At 74.7% G+C, this 13283-nt stretch carries 10 protein-coding genes and 1 pseudogene; 2 read left to right on the top strand and 9 right to left on the bottom strand.

Annotation, left to right across the window (positions count from 1 at the left end; translation table 11 throughout):
- Window positions 1-41 precede the first annotated feature (41 nt).
- Window positions 42-1007, top strand: coding sequence for a methyltransferase domain-containing protein (locus ABVB68_RS20220; RefSeq protein WP_353602473.1), 966 nt, complete (start codon window positions 42-44; stop codon window positions 1005-1007).
- Between the two features lie 187 nt (window positions 1008-1194).
- On the opposite strand, the gene ABVB68_RS20215 is transcribed toward ABVB68_RS20220, so the two are convergent.
- The 5 genes and pseudogenes from ABVB68_RS20215 to ABVB68_RS36975 form a co-directional block, all read right to left on the bottom strand.
- Window positions 1195-2994: an FHA domain-containing protein gene (locus ABVB68_RS20215; protein ID WP_353602472.1), complete on the bottom strand. Its 1800-nt coding sequence runs from the start codon at window positions 2992-2994 to the stop codon at window positions 1195-1197.
- Window positions 2995-3050: 56 nt separating this feature from the next.
- Window positions 3051-4394 carry a vWA domain-containing protein gene (locus ABVB68_RS20210; RefSeq protein WP_353602471.1) on the bottom strand — a complete coding sequence of 448 codons (1344 nt, stop codon included), beginning with the start codon at window positions 4392-4394 and terminating at the stop codon, window positions 3051-3053.
- Window positions 4395-4507: 113 nt separating this feature from the next.
- Window positions 4508-5860 carry a PP2C family protein-serine/threonine phosphatase gene (locus ABVB68_RS20205; protein ID WP_353602470.1) on the bottom strand — a complete coding sequence of 451 codons (1353 nt, stop codon included), beginning with the start codon at window positions 5858-5860 and terminating at the stop codon, window positions 4508-4510.
- Between the two features lie 3 nt (window positions 5861-5863).
- Window positions 5864-7774 (bottom strand): serine/threonine protein kinase, encoded by a 1911-nt coding sequence (locus ABVB68_RS20200; RefSeq protein ID WP_503006205.1) that lies wholly within the window; start codon window positions 7772-7774, stop codon window positions 5864-5866.
- A gap of 75 nt (window positions 7775-7849) precedes the next feature.
- Window positions 7850-7969: pseudogene (locus tag ABVB68_RS36975) on the bottom strand (serine/threonine protein kinase); the annotation flags it as partial.
- Here ABVB68_RS36975 and ABVB68_RS36970 point away from each other — a divergent pair.
- Entirely contained in the window at window positions 7944-8309 is a 366-nt protein-coding gene (locus ABVB68_RS36970) for a hypothetical protein (protein WP_503006203.1), read from the top strand. The pseudogene ABVB68_RS36975 and the gene ABVB68_RS36970 overlap by 26 nt on opposite strands.
- A gap of 19 nt (window positions 8310-8328) precedes the next feature.
- On the opposite strand, the gene ABVB68_RS20195 is transcribed toward ABVB68_RS36970, so the two are convergent.
- The 4 genes from ABVB68_RS20195 to ABVB68_RS20180 form a co-directional block, all read right to left on the bottom strand.
- Window positions 8329-9603, bottom strand: a complete 1275-nt coding sequence (locus ABVB68_RS20195; RefSeq protein ID WP_353602468.1) for a coiled-coil domain-containing protein — start codon at window positions 9601-9603, stop codon at window positions 8329-8331.
- A gap of 48 nt (window positions 9604-9651) precedes the next feature.
- Window positions 9652-10680: a glutamate ABC transporter substrate-binding protein gene (locus ABVB68_RS20190; RefSeq protein WP_353602467.1), complete on the bottom strand. Its 1029-nt coding sequence runs from the start codon at window positions 10678-10680 to the stop codon at window positions 9652-9654.
- Window positions 10681-10694: 14 nt separating this feature from the next.
- On the bottom strand, window positions 10695-12125 hold the full coding sequence (locus ABVB68_RS20185) for a GlnX family signal transduction membrane protein (protein ID WP_503006202.1): 1431 nt from the start codon (window positions 12123-12125) through the stop codon (window positions 10695-10697).
- Between the two features lie 191 nt (window positions 12126-12316).
- Window positions 12317-13279: an N-acetylglucosamine kinase gene (locus ABVB68_RS20180; RefSeq protein WP_353602549.1), complete on the bottom strand. Its 963-nt coding sequence runs from the start codon at window positions 13277-13279 to the stop codon at window positions 12317-12319.
- Window positions 13280-13283 lie beyond the last annotated feature (4 nt).

Below are 13283 nucleotides of genomic sequence, written 5' to 3'. Positions count from 1 at the left end.
CCTAGGACCCGGGTACGACGGCTCGCCCCTACTGTGGAGCCATGGGCGCCTACGACACCGAGATCGACGAGCTGGCCGCCGCGGCGCGGGCCGGGCTCGTGCGGGAGATCGACGCCGACGGCGCCTGGGCGGCGGAACCGGTGTGGCGGGAGGCGTTCGCGACGGTGCCCCGGCACCTGTTCGTGCCCTACTACTACGTCACGGGGCAGGGCGGCTACGAGCGCCGCTGGCGCGAGAGCCAGGACGCCGAGGCCCGGGAGCTCTGGGTGCGCGGCGCCTACGAGGACATGCCGCTGGCCACCCGGCTGCGCGACGGCGAGCTGCTCTCCTCCAGCAGCCAGCCCTCCCTGATGGCGCAGATGCTGGTCGCCCTGCGGGTGGGGGAGGGGGACCGGGTCCTGGAGGTCGGCGCCGGCACCGGCTACAACGCGGCCCTGCTCGCGCACCGGCTGGGCGACGACGACCTGGTCACCACCATCGACCTGGAACCGGAGATCACCGAATCGGCCCGGCAGCACCTGACCGCGGCCGGGTACCGGCCGGCCGTCGTCACCGGCGACGGCGCGCGCGGAGTACCCGAACGCGCCCCCTTCGACCGGATCATCGCCACCTGCGCGCTGCCCAGGGTGCCGCGCGCCTGGCTCACCCAGTGCCGGCCCGGCGCCCGCATCCTGACCCCGCTGGCCACCGGACTGCTGGCGCTCACCGTGCGGGACGCGGAGCACGCCGAGGGCCGCTTCCTGTCCACGCCCGCCTACTTCGTGCCGCTGCGCGGCGAGGGCCGGGCGGAACCGGAGGGCGCGTCCCTGACCGGGCTGCCGGACCGGGCCCTGTTCCGTTTCATGCTCACGCTGGTCCGGGGCACCCTCGAACCGCGGGCGGCCTACGAGCTGTGGGAGCGCGAGGACGAACCGGCCCGCGAACGGTACGGCGTCACGGTGGCCGGGAAGCGGGCCTGGGCCTGGCTGGACGACCCGGAGGGGCCGTATCTCTGGCCCCTCCCTTGACCAGCCCTCCCTTGACCAGCCCTTCCTTTACGGGCGCTTCCCCGGCGGGCGCTTCGCCGGGCCGCGTCTCCCGGACCGGCTCTGTCCCCGAAGTGTCTTCCGGGACCGGCCCTTCCGGGACCGGCCCTTCCGGGACCGGCCCTTCCCGGATCGGACTCTCCCCGGCCGGCCCGTCGGCCGGTCGTTCTCAGCCCCGGTGGACGGTGATCGTCGTCCAGGCGCCCACGTGCACGCGGTCGCCGTCCCGCAGCGGGACCGGGACGAACGGCTGGATCGGTTCGTCCGAGCCGTTGACCGTGGTGCCGTTCGTCGAGTTCTGGTCGACGACCGCCCAGGTGCCGTCCGGCTGCTGGACCAGCACGGCGTGCTGGTGCGAGACGCCCGGGTCCTCCGGCGGCACGGCCAGGTCGATGTCCGGGGTGTCGCCGGTGGAGTGCCGGCGGCGGCCGATGGTGATCTGGTTGCCGGTGAGCGTGCGCTGCTGCTCGGGCGAGTACGCGGGCAGGTTCAGCCCCGCGGCCTCGGGGCCGGAGCGCTGCATCATCGCCATGAAGTACTCGCGGTCCGGACCGATGGTCGCGGTCCAGGTGGCCGGCTGCTGCGGCGCCTGCGGGAAGCCGGCGCCGGGCTGCGGGTAGCCGTACCCACCGCCCTGACCACCGGGGCCCTGCCCCGGTCCCTGGCCGGGCCCGGACGGGCCGGTGGACGACGGCGGGGAGAGTACCCAGTCGTCGTCACCGCCACCGAAGGACGGCCCACCGAAGGACGGGCCGCCGGAGCCGGGAACGCCGGCCGTGGGCCGGCCGGTCTCCTGCGGGAAGGCGGGGGGAGCGGGCGGTCCGGACTGCTGGAACGCCTGCGGGGCGCCACCGGGACCCGCGGACGGCGGTCCCCCGCGCGACGGGTCGCCCCCGAAGCCGGAGGGACCGGACGCGCCGGGACGCTGGGAAGCGCCGGGACCCTGGGAAGTGCCGGGCGGAACCCGGCCACCGGGACCGGACGGCTCACGGCCGAACGGCGACTGCCCGGAAGGCCCACCGGCCCCCTGCCCCGGGCCACCCCCGAAACCGGCGCCTTGACCGGGTCCCTGTCCGGGGCCCTGGCCAGGACCTCCACCGAACCCGGAAGGCCCGCCGGAACCGGGACCTTGACCCTGCCCCTGACCGGGACCCCGACCCCCGCCGAAGCCGGACGGACCGTCGGTGTCCGGACCCCGACCCGGTCCCCCGCCGAAGCCGGACGGACCGTCGGTGTCCGGACCCCGACCCGGTCCCCCGCCGAAGCCGGAGGGACCACCGGACCCCGGGCCCTGGCCCGGTCCCCGTGCCTCGCCGAAGCCGGACGGGCCGCCGGAGCCGGGGCCTTGAGCCTGGCCGGGGACCTGGCTCTGGCCGCCGCCGAAGGCGGAAGGGGCGCCGGGGCCCTGGTTCTGGCCGGGGACCGTGCCGAAGGCGGGCGGTGGGGGTGTGGGGCGTCGTTCGCCGCCGAAGGCGGAGGGGCCCGGTGAGGTGGGCGGGCCGGACGGGCCGCGGTCGCCGCCGAACGGCGTCGGGCCGGACGGCTCGCTGCCGAAGGACGGGATCGGCTCGGCGGGCCGGTTCACCTGAGAGGGCCGCGAGCCCTGGTACTCGTACGAGTCACCGTTTCCGTACGTGGCACTCGGCGGCTCGAAGCGGGGCTGCCGCGGACGCGGAGCGGCCGGGGTGTAGGAGGTGGCCGTGTTGGTCAGGAAGTTCCACCGGCACTCCTCGCAGAACGGCGCGCCGCCCTCCCGGGGCGTACGGCACTGCGGGCACAGCTCCGCCTCGGGCGCACCCGGCGCCTGCGGGCGGCCGCCGGGCTGGTTGCCCTGGGCCGGCGGGAATCCGTAGCCGCCGCCCGCGGGCGGCGGTGGGGGCGGCGGAGGCACGGCACCGGCCATGCGGTGACCGCAGACCTCGCACCAGTCGTCGGAACCCGACTGGTGTCCGTTCGGGCAGGTCGGCATGTCGGTGCTTCCCCTTCTCCTGAGGGTCCGGCTGGATGCGCCGCCGCGTGGCAGCGTCACTTCTTCACTCGAACAGTCTTGGTGGACCGGGTCTCCAGAGTCATCTCATCGGCCTCCGCGACCCTCGTCTTCAACCGCACAGTACCCGTCGCCGCGTCGACCACGTCCACCACCTTCGCAAGCAGTTTCGCAGTATCGGCGTTCCCCGAGGCGCTCGCGAGCTGAACCGCGCGCCCCAGTTTGGCCGTTGCTCCATCGAAATCGCCGACTTTGCGAAGGTCGAGTCCTTGCTGGATGGCCTGTGCCAGTTCCGCCTGCCCCGTGTAGTGCGCGACTTGGGGGTTGATCGAGGTGGAGGCCGCCATGTCGTCGGTCCAGACGGCCCGTACCAGGCCCTGGGCACCCAGATTCCGCACCCCGCCGTCCGCCTGCGGGACGACGAGACTGACGCGGGCGGCGAGCATCTCCTGGCCGAGCCCGGCCGACGGGACCTCCACGCACAGGTGGTAGTCGCGGGACTCGTCGCCCCAGGAGCCGGTGGGGTAGTCCCCGGCGCGTGGTCCGGCCTCGGTGCGCCGGCCGGTCAAGTCCTCGACGGTGGGGGCGACTTGCTTGACGAATCTGATGGTGGTGCCGACCGGCGTCCACACTCTGAGGGTGACGTCGGCGACCTCCTTGCCCATCGCCGACTCCATCATCCGCGTGAAGTCGGCGGCCAGGCCCGCCGGATCGGCGACGATGTCGGCGGTGCCGAGCAGCGCCGAGGCGATCCCTGTGACTTCTTTCACTTCCCAGTCGGTGCCCACACCCCGGGCGTCGCAGGTGAACCGGCCGGCACACGCGTCCAGCGTGGCCCGCAGATCCTGCGGCGACTCGTGTTCGTTGCGGCCGTCGGTCAGCAGGATGCCGTGCCGGATGGTGACGTCCGCCGAGGACAGCAGCCGGTCGGCGAGCCGCAGCCAGGTGCCGATGGCCGTACCGCCGCCCGCGGTCAGCCGGCGCAGCGCCTGCTTGGCCTGCTCCCGGGTGGTGGCGTCGGCGACCGCGAGCCGTCCGCCGCCCGGGTAGACCTCCGTGGCCACGTGCGTGCCGCCGATCACCGTGAAGCGGGTGCCGTCGCGCAGGGTGTCGACGGCGGCGGCCGTGGCGTCCCGGGCGTTGCGCATCTTGGTCGACGGGTAGTCCATGGACCCCGAGCAGTCGACCATGACCGCCACCGCGGCGGAGGGCCGCTGCCCCGGTGTGTACACGGGTGCGGCGACGGCGCTGCCGACGGTGCCGCCGCCCGTCGCCGTCACGGTGACGATGGCGTCGACCTCGCGGCCGCCCTCCGGCAGGTACTCGTTCTGGTAGACGTCCACCGAGAACTGCGGCACGTTCGACTTCGCGAAATTGGCCATGCTTGCTCGACTCCCCCTTGAAAGCACCCCGCTGACGCGAGGCGGTGGATGTGGGCGGACCGGTCCCCTCCGGCCCGCCGCGGCTTTCCGTCGATCCGGCGTTTTGTACGGCCTCAGGCCGATACTTCCCCCTGCGACGCCGCCGGGAACGGCAGGACCGCCACTGTTACGTTGTCGTGGCCCCCGCCGTCCAGGGCGTGACCGACCAGCACGCGGGCGCCGTGCAGCGGACGCGCGGCCGCGTCCGCGGGTACCACCTCGGCCATCTCCCCGGCCGTCTCGGCGTAGTTCCACAGGCCGTCGGTGCACACCACCACGACACCGGGCCGGTCCGGCTTGAAGGCCGCGGTGTGCGGCTCCAGTTCGTAGGCGTCCGCGCCGAGCCACCCGGTGATCGCGTGGGCGCGCTCGTCGGCGTACGCCTCGGCCTCGCTCATCAGCCCGGCGGCGACCATCTGCGCGGCCCAGGAGTCGTCCTCGGTCAGCCGGGCCGGGGGCGTGGCGCGGTCGGCGGGCACCCAGTAGACGCGGCTGTCGCCGACCCAGCCGACGACCAGCAGCCCGGTGGTGACGACCGCGCCGACGATCGTGCAGGCCGGGGCGTTCTGGTGCGGGGTGTGCTCGCGGGCCGTGGCGGGTTCCTCGGCGAGAGCGTTGACGGCCTGCGCGGCGGCGACGATCGCCTCGTGCATGGCCTGCTGCGGGTGCGTGCCCCGCGGCAGCGCGGCCAGCAGGACGTCCCCGGCCGCCCGGGAGGCGGCCAGCGAGGCCTCGTCGGGGCGGGTCGCCGAGGAGACGCCGTCGCAGACGACGGCGAGCGCGGCCGGGCCGCCGTCGGGCAGGGTGGTGTGGCCGACGGTGAAGGCGTCCTCGTTGCGGTGGTGGCGCAGGCCCCGGTCGCTGACGGCGGCGACCGGGCCCGACTCCTGCTCCATGTGGTCGCGTTCGCGGGGCTGGGCGTGCCCGCAGTTCTCGCAGTACCCGTCGTCGTCGACCCGGCCCGCCCGGCAGGCCACGCAGACCTGTGCCGGATCCGCGGCCGGGCCGTCCGGTGCGGCCGCGGCGGCGTCGACGGCCGCGCGCGGGTCCGGCGCCTGCAGCGGGTACTCGTCGGGCTCGGCGGGCCGGTCGAAGCGGACGCCGGCAGCGGCCGGTTCCCCCGGTCGCGCCGGTTCCCCCGGTTCCCCGGCGGGCAGCGGCCGGCCGCCCGAGTCGGTGCCCGGCAGGTCGGTCGGCAGGTGCGCCGCCGGCGTGCCGCCGGAGCCGGGCGGCCCCGCGGCCGGCCAGCCCGCCGCGTCCCCGGGCCCGGCCGAGCCGGTCATGGTGAGGGTCGGATGGTCCTGCGAAGAAGCGGCCACCACCGAAAGGTCGTGACCGCACGCTCCGCAGAAGAGGTCACCCGGCTCGACGGGCTCCGCGCAGCTCGGGCACTTCGGCAGTGCGGTCTGCTGGGGCATCTGCGACATCAACTACACCCACGTCCGGGGGCGGTAACGGTTGGCCCGTTCCACCAGCTCGATCCTCTCCTCGCCGCCGGGCGCCAGCCGGGCCAGCGTCCGGTAGGCCCGCTCCAGTCCGAAGCGCAGGCCCCGCTCGTCCAGACCGGTGCCCAGCAGCACCTGCCCACCGGGGGCCGGCCGGGCGGTGTCCTGGCCTCCGGAGAGTATCCAGTCCAGCGCACAGCCGAGCACCTCGGCGGACAACCGCTCACGCCGGACCGGGTCCAGACCGTACGCGTCCAGCGCCTCGACCTGCCCGGCGGCGGCGGTCAGGTCGTCCAGGAACGGTACGTCACCGGCGCTCGCCGTGCGCTGTCTGAGCCGGGCCCGGACGGCGGCGACCCGGGCGGCCGTGTAGTGGATGGACGACTCCGGCACCGACTCCAGCGTGGCCACCGCGCCCCGCCGGTCCCCGGCCGCGAGCTGCACCCGGGCGAGACCGAAGGCCGCGCTCACATAGCTCGGGTCGGTCGCCCACACCAGGCGGTAGTACTCGGCGGCGTTGTCCAGCTGGCCCAGCACCTCCGCGCACAGGGCCAGTGCCAGCTTGGGCGCGGCCTCGCCGGGGAAGGCGTCGTAGATCGCGTCGAAGGCGAGCGCGGCGCCCTCGAAGTCGCCGGTGACCAGGGCGGCCACGCCCCGGTACCAGACCACCCGCCAGTCGTCGGGCCGCTCCTCGTCCAGCTCGGCCAGGCTCGCCAGCGCGGCCCGGTGGTCGCCGCTCTCCAGCCGGGCGCGCACCTGCCGCAGCCGGCTCTCCACGGACCGGGTGGGCGCCGCCTCCAGCGCGCTGATCAGCTCGGCCGGTGCGGAGGCCATGAGGCCCGCGAGGAAACCGGCGTTGGGGTCGCCCGGGTCGACCAGCGGCACCGGCAGGGCCTGCGCCGCGGCCGGGGTCTCGACCGGCCTGACGAGGGACGGCGGGGGAAGGGCGGGACCGGCCGCGGAACTCCGCACCGGCCGGGCACCCAGCCGGGACACCTCGCCGTCCAGACGCGGGAACAACTCCCTGTCCACGACCCGCACCTCGGGCCCGAACAGCGTCGACAGCGCGGGCCTGGCCTGCCCGCTCTGCAGCGCGACGACCTCGCGCAGCACACCGGTCAGCTGCTCGGCCATCTCCTGAGCGGAGGCGAACCGGCGGGCCGGGTCGGGGTCGGTGGCACGCACCAGGAGCCGGTAGAAGGACTCGTAGCGGCGGAAGACGTCGATGGTGTCCGGGTCGGGCAGGGAGTCCGCGAAGACGTTCGTGTAGCCCTGGAAGTCGAAGGTGAGCACCGCGAGGGTACGGCCCACGGTGTACAGGTCGCTCGCCACCGAGGGGCCGACCTCGGCGACCTCGGGCGCCTGGTAGCCCACCGTGCCGTAGATCGCCGACTCCTCGTCGTCCATGCGGCGGACGGCGCCCATGTCTATGAGCTTGAGCTGGTCCTCGGTCTGGATGGCGTTGTCGACCTTGAAGTCGCAGTAGAGCAGGTTGCGGCTGTGCAGGTGGCCGAGCGCCTCCAGGGCCTCGATGCCGTAGGCGCAGGCCTGTTCCACCGGCAGCGGGTCCCGCCTGCCGTCGGCGGTGCGGCGGCCGTTGGCGATCTCCTTGAGCGACTTGCCGCCGACGTACTCCATGACGATGTAGCCGTCGAGGGAGCCGGTGCGCTGGTCCAGGTGCTCCACGAAGTTGTAGATCCGCACGATGTTGGCGTGCTCGATCTCCGCCAGGAAGCGCCGCTCGGAGATGGCGGCGGCCATCGCGTCCTGGTCGCCGGTGTCCAGCAGGCCCTTGAGCACCACCCACCGGTCGGAGACCGCCCGGTCCACGGCGAGGTAGATCCAGCCGAGCCCGCCGTGCGCGAGGCAGCCGGCGACCTCGTACTGGCCGTGCACGATGTCCCCGGCCCTCAGCTTGGGCACGAAGGAGTACGGGTGCCCGCACTTGGTGCAGAAGCCCTCCGTCCGCCCGGGGCGCTCCCCGCGGGCCCGGCCGACCGGCGCCCCGCAGTCCGAGCGGGAGCAGAATCGCTTCCGCTCGGGCACCTCGGGGTGGTCCAGCACCATGGCGCGCGGGTCGGGCCGCGGCACCTGGGGCACGCTGACCAGCCCGGCGCCCAGCCGGCCGCGGGTCGACGCCCCCGAGGACGAACCGGAGCTGCGCACCGACACCGACCGGCCGGTGGACGGTCCCGACAGGGACCGGGAGAGCCGCCCGGACACCGAGCGGCGCGACTTCGACGACTGGGAGGACGTGCGCGAGCTGCGGGAGCTGCGGGAACTGCCGCTCTGTGCCGAGCCCCTGGTGACTCCGGTGGGCGGCGAGCCCACCATGCCGCCCGCCGCGACGACCGGCGCGAGTCCGCAGGTGTCGCAGTACAGCTCGCCGCCCCCGACGTCCTCGTACGTCCCCGCGCAGCCCGGCCGCTGACAGGTCTGTCCCGGCCGGCTCATGACCGGTCCCCCTCACGGTCCTGCGGCGCGGCGGCGCTGCCGAGCTGCTCGGCGGCCGACTGCTGGTAGCGCAGCACGGCCTGTTCGGCGACGCGCAGGTCGCAGGGCGCGCTCCACAGCATCCGCCGGGCCGCGTCGTAGCGCTCGATCAGCAGCGGGTCCTCGGCGAGGCCGTGCCGGGCCACCTTCGCCCGGTAGGCGTCCAGCCGGCCGCGCAGTTCGGCGCGGACCGCGAGCGGCGCGGTGACCGCCGTCAACGACTCGCGGGCGCGCAGCAGTTCGTCCTCCGCCTTCTGCTCCAGGGACTCCAGCAGCGGCGACAGCCGGTGCCACCGTGCCTGCCTGCGGTACTCGGCGGCGGTGGCCAGCTGCTCCTGCAGCACGGTCGGCGGCCCGCTGACGACGGGCACCTCGGTGGCGGCGATCTTCGCCAGCACCTCGCCGCGCGCCGTGCGGGCCTCGGCGAGGGTGCGGTCCGCCCGCGAGAGCAGGTCCCGCAGCCGGATCAGCCGCGCCTCCGCGTCCTGCCGGACGGTCAGCACGGCGTCGATCTCCCGCCGCACGTCCTCCAGGGCGCGCGCCTCACGGTCGTACACCGTGGTGTCCGGGCGGCCCCCGCCGGGCGCCGAACTGCCCTCGGCCGGCACCCAGTACGCCAGCGGGTCGGAGACGACCTCCTCGCGCAGCCTGGTCAGCGTGCGGGTGATCCGCTCCAGGTCGTCACCGGCCGGGTGCTCGCCCGGCCGGACCCCGACGGAGTGGGCGAGCTTGCGGGTGCGCTGGAGCTCGGCGGCGAGCAGGTCGATCCGCGCGGGCAGCGCCGACCAGACCGCGTCGGCGGCGACGACCAGGTCCAGGCTCGTCGCGTACAGCTCGTTCATCCGGTCCACCAGGGCGGTCAGCGAGAACGTCTCGCTCAGCGTGCCGTCCCCGGCGACCGTGACGGACTCGCCGCGCAGCAGCCCGGTCAGCTCGACCAGGTCCTCGCGGCTGGACCAGCGGCGCCGGGAGCGGATCTCGCGGGCGGAGCGCAGCGCGGCCGCGTAGGCGTCGAAGTACCCCCACAGCAGGGTGATCCGGCTCTCCGTGGTCTGCCAGCGTTCCCTGGTCACACCGGTCAGTTCGGCGCCTTCGAGGAGTCTGCGGCCCGCGTGGTCCTGCAGGGCCAGCAGCGAGGTCTCGATCGCCTCGTGCTCCTGGCCGAGCCGCGCCAGCGCACGGTCCACCTCGTCCCGGTCCATCACCGGCCCGGCGGGGTCCGTGACGCCCATCGATCACCTCTCGCTGCTGTCTGGTCGGCCTGTCGTGGTTGGCGGGGTTCAGCTGGTGCGCAGATACTGCGGCGCGGGCGGCTCGGAGGCCGCCGAGTCCTTCCCCAGTGTCGCCGACAGCCAGGTGTCGTACGACGTCTGCCAGCCGTGCGCGCGGTAGTCGGCCAGGATGTGGTTGACCCGGCGCACCAGATCGGTGGCGTCCTTCTTCATCGCCACGCCGTAGTACTCGGTGGTGAACGCCTTGCCCTTGAGTTCCACGGCCGGGTCCTGGGCGGCCTGGCTCGCGGCGAGCGCGCCGTCGGTCACCACCGCGTCCACCTCGCCGAGTTGCAGCCGGACCAGGCAGTCCAGCTGGTTCGGCACGGTGGCGGCGATGTCGGTGGAGGCGGGCAGCTCGCCGGCCTTCCTGTCGGCGTCCAGCTTGGTGTGGGCGGTCGAACCGGCCGCGGTGCACACCTTCTTGTGTGCGAGGGAGTCGTCGTAGCCCGTGACGGCTGACGACTTGGGCGCGAGCACCTGCTGACCGGTCTTGAAGTAGGGCGTCGAGAAGGCCACCTGGGCCAGCCGGTCGCAGGTGATCGTCATCGTCCGCACGACCATGTCCACCCGGCCGCCCTGGATGGCCGGTATGCGCTGGCTGGTCGGGATCGCCTTGAACTGCACGGCGTCCGGGTCCCCGAGGATGTCCTGCGCGATCCGGTGCACCAGGTCGATGTCGAAGCCCTCCAGCTCAGCGCCCTCGGTGTTCGGGTTGCGGTAGCCCCAGTGGTAGCTGTTCTGGTCGACGCCGACGATCAGCTTGCGCCTGGCGCCCGGGCGGCCCTTGATGGCGTCGATCGTCGGACCGTCCGCGCCGGACGGGGCGAGGGTCTGCTTCTGCGCCTCGGAGTCGGTGCAGCCGTCGGCGCGCGCCTGGCTGCCCGTGGTCACCCGCTGTCCGGCCGGCCCGCCCTCGGCGGGCGTCTGGGTGCGGGGCAGCAACAGCACGAACGCCAGCGCCAGCGCGCACAGCACCGCCATCGCGCCGACGCCGCCCCAGCCCCGCAGGGAGGCCCGTGCACGCGTCCCGTACATCACCCTGCCCCCTGTCACCGGTACTCCGAAAGCCTGCGCCCGATGCCGGCCACGGCGCCGGCCGCGCCCAGCACCGCGAGGACGGCCGCACCCACCGGCAGCCCCGTCATGGCGTCCCGCCCGTCACCGGCGGCCTGCTGGAACTCGCTCTGCTCGTGGTCGATGGCCCGGGCGAGGTTGGCGTCGACGCTGTCGAAGCACTCACCGGTCGCCCCCTTGGCACCGATCACCTTGTCCAGCGCCTGCTGGTAGTTGCCGTTCTCGTCCTCGGCGCGCGCCGAGGCGTGACGCTGCTTCCACACCGCCATGTTGCCCTCGGCCGCCTTGATCGGCGTGGTGCCGGCGCCGTCGTCGGCGAGGGCGCCGGCCTCGGTCAGCCGCTTGCCGAGCACGCCCATGTCCTTGTCGAAGTCGTAGTAGTAGGCGTCGTACGCCTTGCCGCCGACCGTGACGGTCTCGGCGCCGCGCGCCACCAGGCTCAGGTTCTCGTTCCCGCGTGCCTTCAGGGAGGCGATCCGGGCGTCGTGCAGGACGCTGAGCGAACGGATGCCGTGCTCGTAGGAGCCGTCCAGGCCCGACCGGGCGACCATGTGCCCGACGACCAGCCACAGCAGCACGACCGTGGTGGCGGCGGTGCCGGCGACCAGGCCGTGGTTGAGGACGCGGTGGGTGCGCCGGTACGAGCGGTGCTGGGCCCAGCCGAGCGCGGCGAGCGCGACCACGCCGAGCGCGATGGCGGCCCAGGGGTAGGGCGTGGCGTCCGCGTAGTCGGCGTCGAGCCGCTGGTTCTCCTTGGTGTAGAGGTCCTCGGCCGCCGGGAGCATGTCCTGCTGCATCTTCTCGTTGGCGTAGCGCAGGTAGGCGCCGCCCACGGGGTAGCCCTGCCGGTTGTAGGTCCGGGCCCGCTCGATGAGGCCCTTGTACTCGGGCAGCAGCCGGTTCAGCCGGGTGATGGCCGCCTCGGCGGCCGAGCCGGGCTCGGCGCTCGACGCGGCGGTCACGAGGCCGCCGGCGGCGCCGCGGATGTCCCTCTCGTACCGGTCCCGGGTGGCGGCGCTCTCCTGGCCGCCCGCGAGGAAGCCGCTGGAGGCCGCCGTGTTGGCGTCCGCCAGCGAACGGTAGATCCCGGCCGCACCGGAACTGAGCGGCTGGCTGCGGCGCAGCACGTCGTCGGCGGCGGCCGCCCGTTCGCCGGTCTGCCAGGCGGTGACGGCACCGAACGCGACGACCAGCAGCGCGAGGACGGCCCCGATGATCCGCAGCCGCCCGGGCTCGGTGGTCGCGGCGGCCCGCAGCCGGTCCACACCCTCGGCGAAGGCGGTACGGCGGGCCGGGGCCACGGGCGGCACGGGGGGCGCCGGCGGGACCGGCCGCTGCGGGGGCACGCCGGGGGCGGCGGCCCGCGGCACCGGTGGCGCCGCGCTGCTCTTCGGCGGGTGTGTCACTCGACCTCCCCCATGGTCATCCGTTCGCCGCCCAGTATCACCGTCCGGACCGGCTCGCGCACCGGCCTTCACTGGATCTTGATCGGATCGCAGCGTGCCCGTGGGAGCGCGCACGCCGGGCACACCACCCCCTGTTCATGAACACGCGGGAGGCGCCGGACCGGTTCCGTCGCGGGGCTGGTCCTCTGCGGTCACACCCTTCCCGACTCCCAGTACCCGCGGGCCCTTTCGCCCGCCTCCGCCCCCGCCCCGAGGCGGTCCAGGCCCAGCAGGGCGGCCCCCAGCACCGGGCTGGCCGTGACCACGCGGGGACGGGCCGCGGGGGCCCGGGCGGACAGCAGATCGCGGATGGTGTCGTCGAGCAGCGGGTGACCGGCGGTCAGGACGCTGCCGCCCAGCAGCACCGGGGTCTCCTCCGCCAGCAGGTCCAGGCGGGTCAGGGCCACCGTGGCCATCACCGTGACCTCCTGCGCGAGCCGGACGACCAGGGAGCGGGCCACGGCGTCCCCGGCCGCGGCCGTCGCGAAGAGCACCGGGGCCAGTTCGTGGCGGCGGTCGTGCTCGACGTGCTCCAGGTGCAGGGCCTCGATGAGGGCGTACATGGTGGGCAGGCCGAAGTGCGCGGGCAGGGTGCGGGCCAGGGCCGTCGGCTCGCCCCGGCCGTCCTCCGCGCGCGCCGCGTACCAGAGGGCCTCCTCGGCCAGGCCCCAGCCGCCGCCCCAGTCCCCGGAGATGCGGCCGATCGCCGGGAAGCGGGCGGTACGGCCGTCGGGGCGCATGCCGACGCAGTTGATGCCCGCCCCGCACACCACCGCGACGCCGCGCGGTTCGGCCACCCCCGCGCGCAGGATCGCGAAGGTGTCGTTGCGGACCTCCACCGACCGCCCCCACGCCCGCTCCCGCAGGGCGGTCGCCAACTGCTCCTCCTCGACCGGCAGATCGGCGTTGGCCAGGCAGGCCGAGACATGGGCGACCGAGGCCACACCGGCCTCGGCGAACGCCCGCGCGACCGGTTCGGCCAGCGCGTCCAGCGCCGCCGCCACGCCCACCGCGGGCGGCCGGAAGCCGCCGCCGCGGGCCGTGGCCAGGACCTCGCCGGCGGCGGTGACCACGGCCACGTCGGTCTTGCTGTTGCCCGCGTCGATGGCGAGCACGCCC

Source organism: Streptomyces sp. NPDC096012 (assembly GCF_040426375.1).
In the GTDB taxonomy this organism is placed as follows: Bacteria; Actinomycetota; Actinomycetes; order Streptomycetales; family Streptomycetaceae; genus Streptomyces.
The sequence above is the reverse complement of the archived record's forward strand: the minus strand, read 5'-3'. Positions and strand labels throughout refer to the sequence as shown.

Excerpts from the sequence above, each read along its gene's own strand:
- ABVB68_RS20205 (WP_353602470.1), bottom strand. The coding sequence starts at position 5,860 with ATGTCGCAGATGCCCCAGCAGACCGCACTGCCGAAGTGCCCGAGCTGC.
- ABVB68_RS36970 (WP_503006203.1), top strand. The coding sequence starts at position 7,944 with ATGGCGCGCGGGTCGGGCCGCGGCACCTGGGGCACGCTGACCAGCCCG.
- ABVB68_RS20190 (WP_353602467.1), bottom strand. The coding sequence starts at position 10,680 with ATGTACGGGACGCGTGCACGGGCCTCCCTGCGGGGCTGGGGCGGCGTC.
- ABVB68_RS20215 (WP_353602472.1), bottom strand. The coding sequence starts at position 2,994 with ATGCCGACCTGCCCGAACGGACACCAGTCGGGTTCCGACGACTGGTGC.
- ABVB68_RS20220 (WP_353602473.1), top strand. The coding sequence starts at position 42 with ATGGGCGCCTACGACACCGAGATCGACGAGCTGGCCGCCGCGGCGCGG.
- ABVB68_RS20210 (WP_353602471.1), bottom strand. The coding sequence starts at position 4,394 with ATGGCCAATTTCGCGAAGTCGAACGTGCCGCAGTTCTCGGTGGACGTC.
- ABVB68_RS20195 (WP_353602468.1), bottom strand. The coding sequence starts at position 9,603 with ATGGGCGTCACGGACCCCGCCGGGCCGGTGATGGACCGGGACGAGGTG.